The following is an 18,619-nucleotide window of genomic DNA, read 5'->3' on the forward strand; positions in this document are numbered from 1 at the left end:
TGACTGCATAATTTTGGTATCAAGATAATACGAACTGGGGCTGCGCATCGCCGAAATGGGCGGGCGCGGATTGTTCGCGCGGGTGACGGACGAGCGGGGCGATCTGGTGGCGGTGCGGGCGTATTTTCCGGCGACGCTTGGCACGGCGGTCCGCCAGAAAGCCCGCTGGATTACTGGCATTGCGCTGGTCGGTTGGGACCGGGTCGGCTGGGCGCGGCCTTTGGCGATGGTGGACCATTGGATGCGGATGCGCGACCGGCGTGCGCCGATCGCGGTGCTGGTGCTGGGGGCGGCTTATCTGTCGATCGTCGCGTGGCTGGCCTCGGTCGTGTCCCATGGCTTGACCGGTGTGCCGGTTGCACCGGTGCCGGATGCGGTTCGGCTGTTGTTGATCGTGAACGCCTGGCTTCTCGGCTGGCGGCTGATCGTCCGGGCGGCGTTCACGGGGCGGACCTATGGCTGGCGTGAGGCGATGTGGTCGGTCCCGCGGCTGGTCGTCGGCAACCTGATCGCTTTGCTCGCGGCTGGGCGGGCGATTTGGCGATACATCTGGATGCTGCGCGGCGCGGCACCTGCATGGGACAAGACGCGACATGAGTTCCCCGCGTTCGACCAGCCGATCGATGTGGTGGCGTCGTGAGGGGCGGGCGGCCGTTCCGCTTTCTGGCGGTCACGCTGGGCGGCTGGACGATGGTGCGGGCGGCGCTGTTGTGGCCGACGATCGATTCGGTGCCGGCATTGATCCGGGCGATCGCTCCGCCAGCGGCGGCGGAGTCGTTCTTTGCCAGGGCGCCGGTGCGGACGGGGGACGCGAAGACCGTCGTTGCCGATCGGACCGCCTCGGTCAAAAAGCTGGCGGTGGTTGAGCAGCCCGGTTTCGTGGCGGCTACGCCGGATATTGCCGTGCCTTCTGCGCCAGATCTGCAAGTAGCGGCCGATGCTACACCCATCCAACCGCCACCCCAGCGACCAACCCCATTGGCGACGGCGCCAGCACGACTCGCCGGCAGTATTTGGGGCATTGCCCGCAACGGCAGCGGCGGCGCCTTGCCCGGCGGGCAGCTGGGTGGATCGCAGGCGGGATTTCGCCTGACCTACGCGTTGGGAGAGGCGCGGCGGGTCGCGCTGGCGGCGCGGGTGTCCAGCCCGTTGCGTGGGCGTGGGCGCGAGATGGCGTTGGGCGTTGACTGGCAACCCACGGCGCTGCCCCTGCACATCATCGCCGAGCAGCGGATCGCACTCGACGGCGGCAAGGGCGGCCCGGCGCTGATGGTGATCGGCGGCGTCGATCCGGTGCCGGTCGCGTTGGGCTTCCGGCTTGGAGCCTATGGACCGGCAGGAGCGATCGCCCGTGATCGGATCGAGCCGTTCGTCGATGGCGCGGCGCGGTTGACCAAACCCGTGGCGACGATTGGGCAGGCGCGTATCGATCTGGGTGTCGGCAGTTGGGGCGGGGCGCAGCGCGGCGCGGCGCGGCTGGACGTCGGTCCCAGTGCCGCGCTGGTGGTGCCGGTCGCCGAGCGGACAGTACGGATGACGCTCGACTGGCGACAGCGGATTTCGGGCGATGCGCGGCCGGGATCGGGGCCGGCGCTGACGATCGGCAGCGACTTTTAAACAGAGCCGCGCTAACGGGTCGGGCCGTGGACTTGTATCTTCCCGTCGCCAACCTGTCAGTCAATGCGCTGGTGATCGTGCTGCTCGGCGGCGGCGTGGGCCTGTTGTCGGGCATGTTCGGTGTCGGCGGGGGTTTCCTGACGACGCCGCTGCTGATCGTCTATGGTATCCCGCCGACTGTCGCTGCCGCCTCGTCCGCCAGTCAGGTGACGGGGGCCAGCGTGTCGGGCGTCTTCGCGCATGTCCGCCGTGGCGGGGTCGATTTCAAGATGGGCGGCGTGCTGGTCGCGGGGGGTGTCCTGGGCACCTTTGCAGGGGCATGGATATTTCGCCGGCTGCAGGAACTGGGGCAGATCGATACGGTCATCGCCATCATTTATGTCCTGATGCTGGGATCGATCGGCGGCCTGATGGCGAAGGAATCGCTCGTCGCGATCGGCCTGTCGCGGCGAGGCCAACCCCCGCGGGCGCGCAAGCGGCGGCATCATCCATTGGTCGCATACCTGCCGTTCCGGACGCGTTTCTATGCGTCGGGGCTTTATATCTCGCCGCTCGCGCCGCTGATGCTGGGGTTCGCGACCGGCATGTTGACGATCCTGCTGGGGATCGGTGGCGGCTTCATCCTGGTGCCGGCGATGATCTATCTGATCGGCATGGCGACCGGTGTGGTGGTCGGCACCAGCCTGTTCCAGACGCTGTTCGTCACCGCCGTCGCGACGATGGTGCATGCCACGACAACGCGGGCGGTGGATATCGTGCTGGCGGGGCTGTTGCTGGTCGGATCGGTCGTCGGCGCGCAGGTCGGCGCGCGGCTGGCGACGAAGGTGAAGCCGGAATATCTGCGGCTGGCGCTGGCCCTAATGGTGCTTGCGGTTGGCGTGCGGATCTTGCTGGGGCTGGTGTGGCGGCCAGAGGATATTTTCACGGTGACGATCTCGTGAAGGTCGCCGCCCTGATCCTGGCGCTGTCATCGCCGTTATTGCTGGCGCAGGCGAAACCCGTGTTGGTGCCGGACGTGTCGCAGCGCGAGATCGAGATCGTCTATAGCTTCACTGGCGCCAACCTGTTGCTGTTCGGGGCGATCCTGTATCCCGGTGGCCGCGTGCCGGCGGGGGAGCGACCGGCAGAGGTCGTGGTGGTCGTGAAGGGACCGACCGAATCGATCCTGATCCGTGAAAAGGAAAAGGTCGCCGGCATCTGGGTGAATGCGGACCATGCCCGGTATCGCTCGGCGCCGTCCTTCTATGCGATCGCGTCGTCGCGGCCGATCGGGGAACTGGTCGATGACCGGACACGGGCGATTTACGAGTTGGGACTCGACAGCCTGCAACTGTCGCCGGTGTCGACCGCGCCGGCCGAGGAACAGGCGCGGTTCGGCCGGGGGCTCGTCGATCTGAAGAGTCGGGCGGGCCTGTATGTCGAGGCGCCGCATGCGGTCGAGATCACCGATGGCGTGCTGTACCGGGCGCGGGTCACGATCCCGGCACGGGTGCCGGTGGGGCGCTTTACCGCGGAGACGTTCCTGATCCGTGACGGGCGGGTGCTGGCAGCCGCGGTGCGCGACATCGACATTCGCAAATCCGGGTTCGAGCGGTTCGTGGCACGGGCGGCGGAGCGATCGTCGATCCTGTATGGCCTGACGGCGGTGGCGCTGTCGGTAGGGCTCGGCTGGTTCGCGGGATGGGTGGCGCGTCGGCTGTAAAAAATAGCCGGTCATCCGATGTTTACCGATCCGCCGGTATCGATGCTGTCTTACCCAGTGAAAGCATCCAATGTCCGAATTGCCCAGACACGACGCCTTTGTCGATGCGACACCGATGGATGCGGACCGATCGATCGGCTGGGTCTTCGCGATTGCCGGATCGTCGAGCCGCGTGCTGATCGATCGGGCGGCGGTCGAGGGGATCGCCGGCCATCCCGATCCGGTCGTCGCGGCGGCCGGGCAGATGGGCAGCCAGGTCAAGATGCGGGTCGGCGGGTCGTGGCTCATCGCCAATGTCCGCGCGCTGAAACTGGACGACGCGGCCGGCACGACAATCGCGGCGGACATCGATTTCCTGGGGGAGGGTGACGAGGAACGGCTGACGGGCAAGCTCTATAGCTTCCGGCGCGGCGTGACGCGGTATCCGATGCCGGGATGCGAGGTGTTCCCCGTCACGACCGCCGATCTGCGCCAGATCTATGCGGCGGTCGACCGGGCGCATATCGAGATCGGCACCGTCTATCCGACCACCGACGTGCGGGCGGCGCTATATGTCGATGCGATGCTGGGCAAGCATTTTGCACTGGTCGGATCGACCGGTACCGGCAAATCGACGGCTGCGGCGCTGATCCTGCACCGCATCTGCGATCTGGCGCCGCAGGGCCATATTGTGATGATCGATCCGCACGGCGAATATGCCGCGGCGTTCGGCGGCAACGGCGCGATCTTCGACGTGTCGAATTTGCAGATGCCGTACTGGCTGATGAATTTCGAGGAACATTGCGAGGTGTTCCTGACCACGTCGGGATCGCAGCGGCAGATCGACGCCGACATACTGGCCAAATGCCTGTTGATGGCCAAGGCGAAGAGCCGGCTGGGCCAGGAAATTCCCAAACTGACGGTCGATGCGCCGATCCCCTATCTGTTGTCCGACCTGACCAACCTGATCGCGCTGGAGATGGGCAAGATGGACCGGGCCGGCGATACCGCGCCCTATCTGCGGCTGAAGACCAAGATCGACGAGATCAAGGCCGATCCTCGTTACGGCTTCATGTTCTCCGGTATGCTGGTCGCCGATACGATGGCCGAATTCCTACGCCGCATCTTCCGCCTGCCGGGCGAGGGGAAGCCGATCTCGATCGTCGACGTGTCGGGTGTGCCGTCTGACATTACGGCGGTGGTCGTCGCGATGCTGAGCCGGATGACGTTCGATTATGCGATCTGGGCACGGGGGGAAGCGCAGCGGCCGATCCTGCTCGTTTGCGAGGAAGCACACCGGTATATTCCGTCCGGCCGGGAAACCGACAGCGCGGTCGGCCGCATCCTGGGGCGGATCGCGAAAGAGGGGCGCAAATACGGCGTCTCGCTGGGCCTCATCACGCAGCGGCCGTCCGATCTGGCGGAGGGGGTGCTGTCGCAGTGCGGCACAATCATCTCGATGCGGCTCAACAACGATCGCGATCAGGCGTTCGTGCGGGCGGCGATGCCGGAGGGCGCGCGCGGTTTCCTCGATTCGATCCCTGCGCTGCGTAATCGGGAGGGGATCGTCTGCGGCGAGGGTGTCGCGATCCCGATCCGGGTGGCGTTCGATGCACTGGTGGAGGCGAAGCGGCCGGCGTCGGACGATCCACTGTTCTCGCAATTGTGGCGCGACGTCGGCGGCGAGGAGGCGATCATCGGCCGGGTCATCAAGCGGTGGCGGTCGCAGGGGAAATGACGCGGAAAGTCCCGAAAGTCACACCCGCACACGCGTGCGCGATCGCGCACGAGTCGGTCGTGGGGCGTCGGCTGGGGTTCGTTGGACGGTGAGAAAGAGCAATCCTCGCGGCTTATAACCGGCGTGGGTTGTGTAGGACATCGGACTTGCCCGCCTCCGCTGGGGAGGCATGTCGTTACGGTGCCGGGCGTTCGGGTTGGGCTTCGGCGAGGTAGACGGCGAAGAGGCCGTCGGGATCGGTCCATTCCGCCACCGGCGTCCAGCCGCCGGTACGCAACAGGATGCGCGCGTCGCGGGGTCCATATTTGTGGCTGTTCTCCGTATGGATGGTCTCGCCTGCTGCGATCGAGAAAGGGCGGCCATCGACGGTGAAGTCGGCGTCGCTCACCGCCTCCAGATGCATTTCGATGCGGGCGCGGTCGTCGTTCCAGCGGGCAACGTGGCGGAACGCGTAGAGGGGAACGGTGCCATCCAGCTCGCGGTTCATCCGGTCGAGCAGGTTCATGTTGAACGCTGCCGTCACACCGGCGGCGTCGTCATAGGCGGGGACGAGGATGTCGGCCGACTTGATCCGGTCCATCCCGATCAGCAGCATTGCGCCTTCGCCGAGCGAGGCGCGCATGGTGCGGAGCAGATCGGTGGCCATCAGCGGTGTCATGTTGCCGATGGTCGATCCGGGAAAAAAGCCTAGCTTCGGGGCGTCGGCGATGGTCCGGGGGAGGGCCAGCGGACGCATGAAATCCGCCTCGAACGGCAGCACGAGCAGATTGGGGAAGGCGGCCGACAATGTCTTCGACGAGTCGCGCAGGAAATCGCCGGAGATGTCGATGGGCACATAGGCCGATGGTTCGACACAACGGAGCAGGAGCGGCGTCTTGGCCGAGGAGCCGGAGCCGAATTCGACTACGGCGCGACCGGGGCCGACGAGGTCGCGGACTTCGTTGCCGATCCGGTCGAGGATACCGATCTCGGTCCGGGTGGGATAATATTCCGGCAGGTCGGTGATCGCTTCGAACAGCTCCGACCCACGACGGTCGTAGAACCAGCGGGCGGGGATGGCGCGCGGACGCCGTTCCAGCCCGGCGAGCACATCGGCACGGAAGGCGGGATCGGCGAGGCTACGCTGACCGTCCTCGATATCGGGCTTCAGCATGGTCAGAGGTCCTTCGCGAGACGAACGCCGGTGAACTGCCAACGCTGGTGCGGATAAAAGAAATTACGGTAGCTGGCACGGGCATGGCCGCGGGGCGTCGCGCAACTGCCGCCGCGCAGGATGAACTGCCCGCTCATGAACTTGCCGTTATATTCGCCGACCGCGCCCTCGGCGGCCTGGAAACCGGGATAGGGGCGGTAGGCGCTGCCGGTCCACTCCCAAACATCGCCGAAGAAGGCGGGGCCGGCGGTGGCGGGCCGTGGTTCGACGGGACCGGCAGTGTCCATCTGGTTGCCGTCGGCGGGATCATGCTGCGCGGCGGCGGCTTCCCATTCCGCCTCGGTCGGCAGGCGCGCGCCGGCCCAACTGGCATAGGCGTCGGCCTCGAAAAAGCTGACATGCGTGACGGGCGCGGCGGGATCGATCGCGCGGCGACCATCGAGACCGAAGCGCGTCCAGCCGCCGTCGCGTTCCTCCCAATACAACGGTGCATCGATGGCGTTGGTCTTCACCCAGTTCCAGCCATCGGCCAGCCACCAGCGCGCCTCGCGATAGCCGCCATCGGCGATGAACGCGGCCCATTCGCCGTTGGTGATGGTGCGATCGGCTAGCGCGTGCGGGGCCAGCAGGGCCTGATGGCGCGGGCCTTCGCAATCGAAGGCGAAACCGTCGCCGGCGTGACCGATATCGACAATGCCGCTTTGCCCCTCGATCCAGCCGATCGGGCCGGGCATCGCCACCGGCACCTTGCGCGGGGCGGGCCAGATGGCGGGTTCGAGCGGGTTTTCAGCGAACAGATGCAGGATGTCGGTGACGAGCAATTCCTGATGCTGTTCCTCGTGATGGCAACCGAGTGCCACCAGGTCCTGCACGGCGGTGGGCAGGGTCGGCAGGGCGGCGACCAACGCAGCATCGACATGGGCGCGGTAGGCGCGAACCTCGTCCAGCGTCGGGCGGGTCACCATGCCGCGCCGGTCGCGGGCATGGCGGCGACCCTCCGCCTCGTAATAGCTGTTGAACAGGAAGGGCCAGCGTTCGTCGTGCAGGGCATAACCGGCGACGTGATCGCGGAGGACGAAGGTCTCGAAAAACCACGTCGTGTGGGCAAGATGCCATTTGGTCGGGCTGGCATCGGGCATCGACTGGACCGTCGCGTCGGCATCCGACAGCGGTGCCGCCAACGCGAGACTAAGAGCGCGCACCGCCGCATAGCGTTCGGTCAGGGAATGGGTTTGCCCCGCTATCGCCGTCTGGATCATGCCCCGCACCTCAATCAATCGGCGCGAAGCGTGATGACTCAGCGCGTTCCCCCCGGAACCCACAAAACGTCGCCAGCCCCGTTTTGGTTCAGTGCCCGCGCGGCGACGAACAGGTAATCGGACAGTCGATTGATATAGGTTGCCGCCGACGGGCTGATCGCGGCGCCGACCGCGGCGACCGAACGCTCGGCGCGGCGCACGATCGCGCGGGCGAGATGCAGGGAGGCCGCACCGGCATCACCACCGGGCAGAATGAAACTGGTCAGCGGCGACAGATGGTCGTTCAGCGCATCGATCGCTCGTTCCAGCCGCGTGGCCTGCGCCGGGATCACGCGCAACGCACCCTCGATCCCGATCGGGGTTGCCAGATCGGCGCCGAGATCGAACAGGTCGTTCTGGATCAGTGCCAGTTCATCCCGCACCGGACCGGCTGGAATGGCGACAAGGGCAACGCCGATCGCGCTGTTCGCCTCGTCCACGTCGCCGATCGCGGCCATGCGGGGATCGGCCTTTGACACGCGTGAGCCATCGACCAGCCCGGTGGTGCCGTCATCGCCGGTGCGCGTGTAAATCTTGTTGAGCTTGACCATCCGGTCGAAACGATCAGGTGCGACCGGCGGCGAACAGGATCAGCACGACGATCAGGATCGCGCCGGCCTGAAAGAAAATGCGCTGCTGCATCATCCGATTGGATTTCAACGCGGCGCGCGTCGGGCCTTCGCCCCTGACCTCTGCGGTCGAATCCTGGAGGAAGGCGATGACCCCACGCACCAGCGCCACGACCGTCGCGATCATGGCCGCGATCAGCAGGATTATCAGGAAGGTGTTCATGATCTTAATTTAGGCGCTCGCCGCCGAAAAGCCAGAGGGCAAGCGGCCGGCGCGCAGCGACGCGGCGAGCGCCGGGCCGTCCGCGCCATCCGCCCGCATCGCGGCCAGCGTGGGCGCGCCGTGGCGCTTGGCGAGGCGTTCGCCATCGGCGCCGACCAGCAGGGCGTGATGATGATAGGCGGGGGTCGGCAGGCCGAGCAGCGCCTGTAGCAGCCGGTGGACATGGGTCGCGTCGAACAGGTCGAGGCCGCGCACCACATCGGTCACGCCCTGCGCCGCATCGTCGATGGTGACGGCGAGATGGTAGCTGGCCGGGGCATCCTTGCGGGCCAGCACGACATCGCCCTGCGGTGCGGGGTCGGCTACGATCCGGCCGGCGCGATCGTCGTGCCAGTCGAGCAGGCCGGCCACCGCCATCGCGGCCGGCAGGTCGAGCCGCCAGCAATGCGGCTGGTCGATCCGGTTGGCGATCTCGGCGTCGGTCAGGTGACGGCAGGTGCCGGCATAGGCGGGGGTGGGGCCATGCGGCGCGGTGGTGCTGGCGGCGATCTCGGCACGCGTGCAGAAACAGGGGTAGACGAGGCGATCCGCCTTGAACCGGTCGAGCGCGGACTGATACAGGGGCAGGCGCTGCGACTGGAAGACGGGGCCTTCCCAGTTCAGGCCCAGCCACGCCAGATCGGCGAGGGTCGTGTCGACATGCTCGGGCCGGCTGCGGGTGCCGTCGATATCCTCGATCCGCAGCAGGAACCGGCCGCCGCGCTCGACCGCGTGATCGTGGGCGCGAACAGCCGAGAAGGCATGACCCAGATGCAGACGGCCGGTGGGGCTCGGCGCAAAGCGGGTGACGACACCCCCTTGACCGTGAATCGGTCGCTGTGCTGTCATGGTCGGGCTGTCATGACAGCGTCATGCCGATCGGCGAGAGCCGCCGTCGACTTTGCTTGGGAGGGCCCGTGTTTCATCCCGACCTGATCCGACACCCGGACGGCTGTCCGACGCTGGTGTTGAACGCCGATTATACGCCTCTGTCCTATTATCCACTCAGCCTGTGGCCATGGCAGACCGCGGTCAAGGCGATGTTCCTCGACCGCGTCGACGTCGTGGCGCATTACGAGCGCGAGGTGCACAGCGCGTCGATCTCGCTGAAGCTGCCATCGGTGATCGCGCTGAAGCAGTTCGTGAAGCCGTCGCAATTTCCCGCCTTTACCCGGTTCAACCTGTTCCTGCGCGATCGCTTCGCCTGCCAATATTGCGGGCATGGCCGCGACCTGACGTTCGACCATGTCGTGCCGCGCGCGCAAGGGGGACGAACGACATGGGAGAATGTGGTCACCGCGTGCGCGCCGTGCAATCTGCGAAAAGGTGGGCGGACGCCGAAACAGGCGGCGATGCCGCTGCATATCGAACCTATCCGGCCGACCAACTGGCACCTGCAGGAGCATGGCCGATCCTTTCCCCCCAATTACCTGCATGAGACATGGCACGACTGGCTCTATTGGGACGTTGAGCTGGATGCGTAACAATCGAGGGCGACGATGCAGGTGAAGACCATCACGGGGCGGGTGAAGACCATCACGGGAACGACGGCGATGCTGGCGGTGGCCACCACCCTGGCCGCCTGTGGACCAGGGCCGGACGAGAAGCGCAAGGCCGCCGATGCGAAGGCGGCGGCATTTACCCCGCCATCGGTGACGTCGCGGCTGGATTTCGGCAGCTCGATGACGCGACGGTTCCGGACGCTGGACCGCAATGCGGATGACGAGATCGATCGCACCGAGCTACCCCGCCGTAATACCCGGTTGCTGGAATTGGATCGCAACGGGGACGGCAAGATCAGCTCGATCGAGTTTTCCGAAGGGATGCTGGCGCGGTTCGACCGGATGGACCTGAACCACGACGGCACCGTCACCTCCGAAGAGCGGGCGGCGGCGGAAAGTGCGCCAGCGAAGCCAGCGCAGGGGGAATGACCTGACGCCGCCGTGCCGACCTTGTGCGTCATATCCGGCGTGGTTCGGTGGCCGATGGCAGGATGACGACCGCGCGCGTGCCGCGGCTGGGTTCGCTGTCGATGGTCAGTGTGCCGTTCATCGCGGTCATCAGGCCACGGCAGATCGACAGGCCGAGGCCTGATCCCCGAATGCCGTTTACCGGCGTGCCGACATGGCTGAACCGTTCGAACAGGACGGCCTGACCGGCGGCGCTGATACCGCTGCCAGTATCCGTGACGGTGATGGCGGTGCGAACCGCGTCGATGCTGTCGATCGTGATGATAACGCAGCCACCGGTAGGGGTGAAGCGGATGGCGTTCGTCGCGAGATTGACCATTACGCGTTCCAGCTTGCCGCGATCGGCGATCACGCGTTGATCGCTGTCGTGAGGCGGCATGAGCGTGACGCCGAAGGTCCGTGCCTGCCCCTCCACCACGGCGAGTGCATCCACCGCAATGGTGCGCGGATTGCATTCGGTCAGATCGGCATCGACCAGCCCGGCATCCAGCCGTTCGAGATCGAGTATGTCGTTGAGCAGCGTCGTGACGCGGGTGCCGCCCGTATGAATCTGATCGACCCAGTTGCGCTGGGGTTGTGGCAATTCCCCTGCTCTAGCCAGCAGCGACGCGTTCAGGACCACGCTGCCCAGTGGCGAGCGGATTTCGTGGACGATGTCGATCAGTGCGTGTGCTCGCTTCGCTTCCAGGGCGATCAGGCGATCGCGTTCGGCGAGATACCGGTCGTTCAATAATGTGGTGCGGACGGCGTAGATCAGCAATCCGCCAATCCCGATGAGCGCGCCCCAAAGGGAGCCCCGATGACTGATCTGAAGCGCCATGAGGAGCAGCACGGCGGTCACCATCAGGGGGGAGACGTGCCGTGATGTCCGAAGCCAGGTCACCGGCCGGGAAGATCGTGGGCTTTTGTCGGTCCAGATCAGCAGCGACGCGTACACGATGAAGGCGGCGTCACCGAATGCCCAGATCGGGGAATTTCGATCAATGCCGTATCGGTTGAATACCCACACCGCGATGATGGTCGTGACGGCATAGGTGCATAGCGTCACCGACAGGACAAAGATCAATTGCCGTATCCGACCCCGTTGGGTCAGAAATGATGTGATGGCCAGCAGAGCCAGAAGGACATTGGCCGAATAAAGATAGGCGACGACACCGGCCGTCAACGGCGCGGTAACGGTGATCGGCCTTGCCAGCAGGGTAAGCGATGCTCCCATCAACAGCGTCTGGCTTACGTCCAGTACGCGTAGTGCCCAGCCCTGATCCTCTTCGCCGCTCGGCAGCAATACGATCAGGAAAAAGACCTGCCGGGGGATCGAGCCGAAGTTCAAAAAGGCAAGCTCGCGACCGATAAGTGCCGGGGTGATCGTTGCCGCCCACCAGCCTACACCCCAGAAGACGAAGCCCAGGGTGACGACCCGCCAACGCCAAGCGCCCGGAAAGTCGGCTGGTCGAGGAGTCGTGACGATGGTGAGAACGGCGCATAGGCAGCACAGGAAGCCCAGTCCTACACCCATCGACCAAGTCTGATCGGGCAGCGCGATCGTGACGCCGACTTGTAGGGCTACACACAGGATCAACGCGGCGGTCCACCATCCGCGATGATCGAGGGGCGGTTGCGTGTCGGGCTCCTGGTCGGCCACCCAGCGGCCCGTCGCCGGTCGACGCGTGCGGCCGAAGGTGGCCGTGGCCACCGGTCAGGACAGTTTCAGGCGTTCGGCGAAGCGGCCGAGTTCGGCGATCGAGTTCGCGCCGACCTTGCGCATCAACTGCGCGCGGGCGACCTTTACGGTGATCTCGCTGAGGCCGAGATCGCCGGCGATCACCTTGTTCAGGCGGCCGGCGGCCGCTTGCAACAGGATGTGGCGCTCCCGGTCGGTCAATTCAGCATAGGCCGAATGCAATCGCACCAGTTCCTGTCGTTCGGCACGCGTCGCGCGCTCACTTTCCAGCGCCTGTGTCACGGCATCCAGTAGATCCTGCTCGCGGAACGGCTTGGTCAGGAAATCGGCGGCCCCCGCCTTCATCGCCGTGACGCTCATCGGAATATCGGCATAGCCGGTTACGAAGATGATCGGCAGCACGACATCCGCGTCGACCAGTTGCCGCTGAAGCTTCAGCCCATCGAGATTCGGCATCCGGACATCGAGCACGACGCAGCCGGCCGGACCGGTCATCGCCAGTTCGACGAACTCGGCGGCATTGGCGAATTTCCGCACGGTGCGGCCGGCCATTTCCAGCACGTCGGCGATCGCGTCTCGCATCGACTCGTCGTCGTCCACCACGAAGACGGTTTGGGGCATCAACAGGTCCCATCGTCATGCGATGGCACCGTGCGATCGCGGCGGAGCGACCCGGGCTCTGTCGGAAAAGTTCCCGTGCCGCCCGTCATCGCTGAAAGCCGAAAGATGCCCATGACGCCAGCTTATCGCGTTCCACCACCGTTAGTCGAGATCATTCAGGGAATGGCGGAATCGAGCCGTTTCCTGCAGGTTCTGGCACCGACGATCGCGACTCCACCCTGTCAGGCGGTGAACAGCGATGCCGCCTTGTGCACGGTCGTCACACCGCGATCGTCAGTGACGGCGTAGGTGAAGCCCGGCAACAGGCAGAATGCGCCGATGGCACCACGCGGGTCGAGCGCCAGAAAGCCGACCTGAACGCCCTTGATCGCGTCGCCGCGCAGGCGGGCGATGTGGCGGACGACCTCCTCGCAAGCCTGTTGCGGGGTGCGCCCGGCCCGCATGGAGGCGACGACGCGCGCGGTGCCGGATACGCGCGTCACCTCCTCACCCAGACCGGTAGAGGTAGCAGCGCCGACGCCTGCCTCCACATACAGGCCCGCGCCGACCTGAGGTGAGTCGCCGACGCGACCGGCCATCTTGAATGCCATCCCCGATGTCGTGCAGGCGCCGGCCATTCTGCCACCGGCATCACGCGCCAGAATACCAATCGTATCATGGTCCAATGCACCGCCGGGCGTCCGGTAATCGGTATTCTCGCTGTTTGCGCGTGGTTGATACTTCGCGGTCTTCAGCCAGTCACGCCAGGCCTGCTCCGCCTCGGGGGTCAGCAGGTTGGTGCGGGGAAAACCCTGATCGCGGGCGAAGCGGGTCGCGCCGGCGCCGACCAGCATCGTGTGCGGCGTCCACTCCATCACCCGGCGCGCGACCGAGATGGCATGGATCGTATCTTCCAGCGCCGCGACGGCTCCGACGCCGCCGGCATCGTCCATGATGACCGCGTCCAGCGTGACATGGCCATCGCGATCAGGGTAGCCGCTATAACCGACCGAGTGATTGGTCGGATCCGCCTCCGGTACCATCGCACCGGCTTCGACCGCATCGATCAGCGATCCGCCCGCCCGCAACCGGGCAAAGGCGGCGTTGTTGGCGGCGGCACCGAAATCCCACGTCGACAGGATCGTCGCACGATCGCCCGCCGATCGCGCCTTCGCCGCCGCCGTCAGTGGCAGCAATCCACCCATCAGCCCCGCCACCGCAAGAAAGGATCGCCGGTCGTTCATCATGATGGTCCCTTACCGTCGCAGCCGGGTGGCGCGTTTCCACGACAATCCCGACAAATTTGCCGCATGCAAAGTATAATCTGCAGAAGGGTCATAAGCAGGTACTATTTAGGTATTGACGGGTTGCCTGATTTGGCAAACTTTGGTCCTCATTCCCCGAACGTGTCAGGGCGCGGCGGGGGCAAAGGGGAAACATCATGATCTTGCGGAATTCGACGTCGTGGCTGGCCATCGCCGGAGCGATCACCGTGCTGGCAACGCCGGCCGTGGCGCAGCAGGCTGTACCCGTGGATCAACAGGCGACTGGGGCGGACAGCGTTGCGGGCGACACGGCCGATATCGCCGCGACGGCTTCCGCACAGCGTCGCGGCGCAATCACCGGTGAGCAGGCCGATGACGGCAACGACGGCATGATCGTGGTCACGGGTACGCGCATCAATCGCCCGAACGTGACCGCCGCGGCACCGATCACGTCGGTCACGATTCAGGATATCCGCGCGCAGGCGCCACTGAACGTCGAGGAGGTTCTGAACCGCCTGCCGCAGGTCGCGCCGGACAGTCAGCAGAATTATCAGGATTCCGACGGTCGCCAGCGGATCAAGCTGCGCAGCCTGGGCTTCGAGCGGACATTGGTGCTGGTCGATGGCAAGCGTCTCGGCACGCAGAACGGCCAGGACACCAACATGATTCCGGTGACGCTGCTGGAGCGCATCGATATTCTGACCGGTGGCGCGTCGTCGGTCTATGGATCGGACGCGGTCGCCGGCGTCGTCAATTTCGTGATGAAGCAGAATTTCACCGGTGTCCGGCTCGACGCGAACTACAATTTCTACAACCACGTGAACAAGTCGACGCTGGTCACGCCGGTGTCACGGGCGTCGGGCTTCACGCCACGACTGGGGTCAGTGAACGATGGCGGTCGCGCTGATGTGTCGCTGACCGCCGGTACGTCGCTGTTCGACGGTGCGGTCAACGTTTCGGGGTTCGTGAATTACAAGCACACCGATCTCGTACCCTACGCGTCGCGCTCGTCGTCGTCCTGCCAATTGTTGCAGACCGTCAAGGACGGGCCGCTGTCGTGTTCATTGTCGACCTATTCAACGAGCGGGTACATCGCTCCGCAATCCGGCGCGAACAACGGCACCGCCTTTGTCAACGATCCTGCCGGCACGCGTAGCTTCGTGCCCTATGGCAACGGCATCGGGGCGGGCAAGGCGGCCAACCCGTTCGATGGCTATTCCTTCCAGCGGCAGGGCGAACGCGTCAACGCTGGTGGTTTCGTGACGATCAAGCTGGCGCCGGAAGCGGAAATCTATGGTTCGGCGCTGTGGTTTCGCGACAAGTCCACCAACCGATTTCCGATGCGCGCTTTTAGTTTCACCGCCTATGGATCGACGCCGTATCAGGTGAACTGCAACAACCCGTTCCTGTCGGCGTCGCAGCGGACCACGCTGTGCGGTGCCGCTGCGGGGACGTCGGCGCTGGTGCCGCTGGAGGTGCGTTACCGGTTCAACGCGCCATTCATGATCGACACCTATACCAACTCGGCGATCCGCGCGACGGGCGGCATCCGTGGCAAGGTAGGTGATGCCTGGACGTACGACGTCGGCGGCGTCTTTGCCCGCAATCAACAGATTTTCGATTCATCGCGTCTGCCCGATTTCGATCGGGTCAATCGTTCGCTGAACGTTGTCAGCGTGAACGGCACGCCGACCTGTTCCTCGGCTACCAACGGCACCGATGCGTCCTGTGTCCCGTTCGATGCCTTTTCGGCAGGCAACAACAATCAGACGCTCATCGATTATATCTATGGCGGACTTGATCCCGCGCGGCAGAAAACCGTCGGGCTTCTGTACAACGTGATCGCGGGCATGACCGGCGACTTGGGCAAATATGGCGTCACGTCGCCGCTTGCCAATGATGGCGTCGCATTCGCGCTGGGTACCGAGTTTCGCAAGGACCGCCAGTTCTCGACCTCGACCGCCGGTTTCCGCGAAGATTATGGCGGCACCGATTCCGATCGCAGCCAGCACGTCTGGGAATCGAACATCGAAGTGCAGGTGCCGCTGGTTCAGGAGCGCCCGTTCGCGCACCTGTTGCAGGCAAACGGCGGTTATCGCCTGTCGAAATACAGCAGCAATCCGGACAAGTTCACGACGTGGAAACTGGAGGGTCTGTACGCGCCGGTCCGTGACCTGACATTCCGGGCGTCGTTCAACAAGGCGCAGCGTGCGCCGACCGTGGTCGAGGCATTTCAGGCATCGAACATCAGTTTCGGCCGGCAGGGCGGATCGCAGAACGATTTCTGCGCCCCTGTCACACGGCAGATCCAGAACCCGAACAACCCGAACGGCACCATTACCACGACCGCGCCGCTCGCCTCGCGCGAGATTTGCCGCGCCACCGGCCTGTCGGACGCTTTGTATGGCAGCACGACGCTGCTCTGCCCCAACGACCAGTGCACCGTGCGTTCGGGTGGATTTACCGCCGATCCGGAGACCGCCTACACCCAGACTTATGGCTTGGTGGTAAAGCCCAGCTTTGTCCGCGGGCTGGTGTTCTCGGTCGACCGTTACCGGATCAAGATCAACAACTCGCTCGGCTATAACGACGACAGCTATTACACCGATGGCTGCCTGCGCTCGAACGGGGACCCCTTCTTCTGTTCGGGTATCGTTCGGGCGGCCAACGGCACGCTCTATGCCGCAGCGGGCGGTAACCCGACCAGCGGCTTCATTCGCGCCGGCACGACCAACTATTACTTCTCGATCGCGCGCGGTTGGGATTTCCAGACCAGCTATGCACTGGGTCTGGGATCGGCCGGTCGGGTCGATCTCGACTTCAACGGATCGCTGACCACCTTTGCTGGTGGTCAGGACTCGCCGCTGCAGCCAAAGCGCAACTGCGCCGGTTATTTCGGTAACGGTTGCGGCCAGTTGCTGCCAAAATGGGCGCACGGTCTGCGTACGACCTACACAACGCCCGACAGCGTCTTCAACGCGTCGTTCAACTGGCGCTATGTCAGCTCGCTGACCAACGCCAATAACTCGGGCGACGAGGCGATCGGCGGCACGCCGGAGCGGGCGCAGACCACGTTCACGCGGATCGCGCCGGTCAGCTACTTCGATCTGGCGCTGACCTTCAACATCGCCCGACAGTTCGCCTTCCGGATCATCGCAAACAACCTGCTCGACAAGCAGCCACCGATCCTGGCGAATTCGTACAATATCAGTCTGGCGCGCAACAATACGATCCCGGCACGGTATGATTCACTGGGTCGGCAGATCGCGATCGGAACTACGATCTCGTTCTGACCACGGGTGGCGGATCGGCGAGATGTTTCGACATCTGGCCGATCCAGGTCACGTCAATTCTCGATACCGGCCAGATCGCGGGCCGCCGATTGCAGCATCTCTTCGACGGTCGGGTGATACCAGGGTTGATCGGCGAAGGTCGCAACGTCCATACCGCGGTCGATACCCAGTGCGACGAGATGGCCAAGGTGTTCGCCGCCCGTCGCGACGATGGTCGCGCCAATCAGTGCGCCGTCGGCATCGCCGTAGAGGCGCACCAGCCCTTCGCTCTCGCCGTCGGCTCTGGCGCGGCCGTTATCGGCGACGGTGGCGCAGCCAATACGGGCGTCTGCGGGCAACTTGTCGAAGGGGGTGCCGACCTCGACCAGATTGGGTTCGGTAAAGGCGATGGTGAGACGGGGGATCGGGCGGCTACCCGCGCGCCCGGCCGCTACCGTACCCGCGATCCTGCCGCCGCGGGCTGCCTCGTGCAGGACAGACCGCCACGCATTCGCATCGCCGGCAATGAAAATGTCGCTGTCGACACTGCGCCGCGTCGTCTCGTCGAACGTCGGTGTACCGTGATCATCGAGTTCGATCCCCGCGTTGGCGAGATCGAGTGAATCGAGGGCAGGGGGCCGCCCGGTCGCGGCAAGCACCAGATCGACTGTCACGGAGCCTTCGCTGGCGCCGCTCCAACGGATCAGGCCCCGGCCATCGGGCATGGGTTCGGCCGTGACGGTGACGCCGAGCCGCAAGGCGATCTCGTTCCCGAGGGCGGCTTGGGCTACTGGCTCCGCCACCGGATCGGTTAGGCCGCCTATCGTCTTACCCTCATCGAGCAAGGTAACGGCGACACCCAGGCGCGCAAAGGCCTGCGCCAGTTCCAGCCCTACCGGGCCGGCGCCGACCACCGCCATCGCGGTGGGCAGCGTGTCGATTTCAAAGATAGTTTCGTGGGTGTGGACGATGGCGGCGACGGGTTTGAGGCTGTCCGGTACGATCGGATAACCGCCCGTAGCGATGATGATGGCGCCTGCCTCGACCGCAACATCGCCGACCATCAGCGAATGCGGCGCTGTAAAGCGGGCCGAGCCGTGCAGCCGATGCTTCGCCGGGATCGCGTGATACTCGTCGAGGATGGAGGCCACGAACCGGTCTCGCTCGCGTCGCATCCGCGCGAGGACGGCGGGGCCATCGATCTCAAGCCCGTCGATCCGGACGCCGAATCGATTGGCCTGTCGGGCCTCATGGGCGGTACGTCCGGCAGCGATCAGCAGTTTGGAAGGCATGCAGCCGACACGCGTGCAGGTGGAACCGCCTTCGCCCCGTTCGATCAGCAGGACGTCGGCGCCGTGTGCGATTGCTGCTTTGTACGCTTTGAGCCCTGCGGTCCCTGCGCCGATGATGGCGATGTCGCACTGTCGCGCAACCATATGATTCTCCTGGTTTCGCGACGGGGTGTTCGCGAAGCCTGTAAGAGCCGGGAGCTGTTATGGGTTCCCGATGGTGT

17 protein-coding genes are annotated in these 18,619 nt (G+C 65.0%); 8 read left to right on the plus strand and 9 right to left on the minus strand.

All coding sequences use genetic code 11. The features are described from left to right. Positions 1-55 precede the first annotated feature (55 nt). From ASG67_RS18025 to ASG67_RS18045, 5 genes are all read left to right on the plus strand, one after another. Positions 56-640, plus strand: a complete 585-nt coding sequence (locus ASG67_RS18025; RefSeq protein ID WP_056533156.1) for a hypothetical protein — start codon at positions 56-58, stop codon at positions 638-640. Further along, a complete protein-coding gene (locus tag ASG67_RS18030; protein ID WP_056533159.1) occupies positions 637-1,617 on the plus strand; it encodes a hypothetical protein in 981 nt (326 codons plus the stop codon). The genes ASG67_RS18025 and ASG67_RS18030 overlap by 4 nt, the downstream gene beginning before the upstream one ends. 26 nt (positions 1,618-1,643) lie before the next feature. Then, positions 1,644-2,558, plus strand: a complete 915-nt coding sequence (locus ASG67_RS18035) for a sulfite exporter TauE/SafE family protein (RefSeq protein ID WP_056533161.1) — start codon at positions 1,644-1,646, stop codon at positions 2,556-2,558. Beyond that, a complete protein-coding gene (locus ASG67_RS18040) occupies positions 2,555-3,319 on the plus strand; it encodes a TIGR02186 family protein (protein ID WP_056533165.1) in 765 nt (254 codons plus the stop codon). Before ASG67_RS18035 ends, ASG67_RS18040 begins: the two co-directional genes overlap by 4 nt. Before the next feature lie 115 nt (positions 3,320-3,434). Beyond that, the gene (locus tag ASG67_RS18045) at positions 3,435-5,036 is read left to right on the plus strand and encodes an ATP-binding protein (RefSeq protein ID WP_235535294.1); all 1,602 of its coding nucleotides are present in this window, start codon (positions 3,435-3,437) and stop codon (positions 5,034-5,036) included. Positions 5,037-5,211: 175 nt separating this feature from the next. Here ASG67_RS18045 and egtD read toward each other — a convergent pair whose 3' ends face one another. The 5 genes from egtD to gluQRS are packed head-to-tail and all read right to left on the minus strand — an operon-like array spanning position 5,212 to position 9,167. Then, a complete protein-coding gene (gene egtD / locus ASG67_RS18050; RefSeq protein ID WP_056533172.1) occupies positions 5,212-6,189 on the minus strand; it encodes an L-histidine N(alpha)-methyltransferase in 978 nt (325 codons plus the stop codon). A 2-nt stretch (positions 6,190-6,191) separates the two neighbouring features. Further along, positions 6,192-7,448, minus strand: a complete 1,257-nt coding sequence (gene egtB / locus ASG67_RS18055) for an ergothioneine biosynthesis protein EgtB (protein WP_056533174.1) — start codon at positions 7,446-7,448, stop codon at positions 6,192-6,194. A 38-nt stretch (positions 7,449-7,486) separates the two neighbouring features. Further along, positions 7,487-8,038, minus strand: a complete 552-nt coding sequence (locus ASG67_RS18060; protein ID WP_056533177.1) for a cob(I)yrinic acid a,c-diamide adenosyltransferase — start codon at positions 8,036-8,038, stop codon at positions 7,487-7,489. A 13-nt stretch (positions 8,039-8,051) separates the two neighbouring features. Next, complete coding sequence (locus tag ASG67_RS18065) at positions 8,052-8,279, minus strand: twin transmembrane helix small protein (RefSeq protein WP_056533180.1); 228 nt, start codon at positions 8,277-8,279, stop codon at positions 8,052-8,054. Positions 8,280-8,288: 9 nt separating this feature from the next. Next, positions 8,289-9,167 carry a tRNA glutamyl-Q(34) synthetase GluQRS gene (gene gluQRS, locus ASG67_RS18070; protein ID WP_056533183.1) on the minus strand — a complete coding sequence of 293 codons (879 nt, stop codon included), beginning with the start codon at positions 9,165-9,167 and terminating at the stop codon, positions 8,289-8,291. A gap of 68 nt (positions 9,168-9,235) precedes the next feature. Here gluQRS and ASG67_RS18075 point away from each other — a divergent pair, with 68 nt between their 5' ends. Then, positions 9,236-9,802, plus strand: coding sequence for an HNH endonuclease (locus ASG67_RS18075; RefSeq protein ID WP_056533186.1), 567 nt, complete (start codon positions 9,236-9,238; stop codon positions 9,800-9,802). A 15-nt stretch (positions 9,803-9,817) separates the two neighbouring features. Next, positions 9,818-10,249, plus strand: coding sequence for a hypothetical protein (locus ASG67_RS18080; RefSeq protein WP_056533189.1), 432 nt, complete (start codon positions 9,818-9,820; stop codon positions 10,247-10,249). 28 nt (positions 10,250-10,277) lie between these two features. Here the strand turns inward: ASG67_RS18080 and ASG67_RS18085 are convergent, their stop codons facing one another. The 3 genes from ASG67_RS18085 to ASG67_RS18095 all read right to left on the minus strand — a co-directional run bounded on the left by ASG67_RS18085 (position 10,278) and on the right by ASG67_RS18095 (position 13,813). After that, positions 10,278-11,930: a sensor histidine kinase gene (locus ASG67_RS18085; RefSeq protein WP_156460918.1), complete on the minus strand. Its 1,653-nt coding sequence runs from the start codon at positions 11,928-11,930 to the stop codon at positions 10,278-10,280. Positions 11,931-11,984: 54 nt separating this feature from the next. Next, entirely contained in the window at positions 11,985-12,590 is a 606-nt protein-coding gene (locus ASG67_RS18090; protein ID WP_056533195.1) for a response regulator transcription factor, read from the minus strand. A 221-nt stretch (positions 12,591-12,811) separates the two neighbouring features. Further along, a complete protein-coding gene (locus tag ASG67_RS18095; protein WP_056533232.1) occupies positions 12,812-13,813 on the minus strand; it encodes a N(4)-(beta-N-acetylglucosaminyl)-L-asparaginase in 1,002 nt (333 codons plus the stop codon). 197 nt (positions 13,814-14,010) lie between these two features. Between ASG67_RS18095 and ASG67_RS18100 the strand changes: the two genes are divergently transcribed. Continuing rightward, positions 14,011-17,127 carry a TonB-dependent receptor plug domain-containing protein gene (locus ASG67_RS18100; RefSeq protein WP_056533198.1) on the plus strand — a complete coding sequence of 1,039 codons (3,117 nt, stop codon included), beginning with the start codon at positions 14,011-14,013 and terminating at the stop codon, positions 17,125-17,127. A 53-nt stretch (positions 17,128-17,180) separates the two neighbouring features. On the opposite strand, the gene ASG67_RS18105 is transcribed toward ASG67_RS18100, so the two are convergent. Continuing rightward, a complete protein-coding gene (locus ASG67_RS18105; RefSeq protein ID WP_056533201.1) occupies positions 17,181-18,542 on the minus strand; it encodes a dihydrolipoyl dehydrogenase in 1,362 nt (453 codons plus the stop codon). Between the last annotated feature and the right edge of the window lie 77 nt (positions 18,543-18,619).

This window comes from Sphingomonas sp. Leaf339 (assembly GCF_001426195.1).
GTDB lineage: Bacteria > Pseudomonadota > Alphaproteobacteria > Sphingomonadales > Sphingomonadaceae > Sphingomonas.

Bases quoted from the DNA above. Each gene is read 5' to 3' on its own strand.
- ASG67_RS18025 (WP_056533156.1), top strand. From the start codon at position 56: ATGGGCGGGCGCGGATTGTTCGCGCGGGTGACGGACGAGCGGGGCGAT.
- ASG67_RS18045 (WP_235535294.1), top strand. From the start codon at position 3,435: ATGGATGCGGACCGATCGATCGGCTGGGTCTTCGCGATTGCCGGATCG.
- egtD (WP_056533172.1), bottom strand. From the start codon at position 6,189: ATGCTGAAGCCCGATATCGAGGACGGTCAGCGTAGCCTCGCCGATCCC.
- egtB (WP_056533174.1), bottom strand. From the start codon at position 7,448: ATGATCCAGACGGCGATAGCGGGGCAAACCCATTCCCTGACCGAACGC.
- ASG67_RS18060 (WP_056533177.1), bottom strand. From the start codon at position 8,038: ATGGTCAAGCTCAACAAGATTTACACGCGCACCGGCGATGACGGCACC.
- ASG67_RS18065 (WP_056533180.1), bottom strand. From the start codon at position 8,279: ATGAACACCTTCCTGATAATCCTGCTGATCGCGGCCATGATCGCGACG.
- gluQRS (WP_056533183.1), bottom strand. From the start codon at position 9,167: ATGACAGCACAGCGACCGATTCACGGTCAAGGGGGTGTCGTCACCCGC.
- ASG67_RS18080 (WP_056533189.1), top strand. From the start codon at position 9,818: ATGCAGGTGAAGACCATCACGGGGCGGGTGAAGACCATCACGGGAACG.
- ASG67_RS18090 (WP_056533195.1), bottom strand. From the start codon at position 12,590: ATGCCCCAAACCGTCTTCGTGGTGGACGACGACGAGTCGATGCGAGAC.
- ASG67_RS18095 (WP_056533232.1), bottom strand. From the start codon at position 13,813: ATGAACGACCGGCGATCCTTTCTTGCGGTGGCGGGGCTGATGGGTGGA.
- ASG67_RS18100 (WP_056533198.1), top strand. From the start codon at position 14,011: ATGATCTTGCGGAATTCGACGTCGTGGCTGGCCATCGCCGGAGCGATC.
- ASG67_RS18105 (WP_056533201.1), bottom strand. From the start codon at position 18,542: ATGGTTGCGCGACAGTGCGACATCGCCATCATCGGCGCAGGGACCGCA.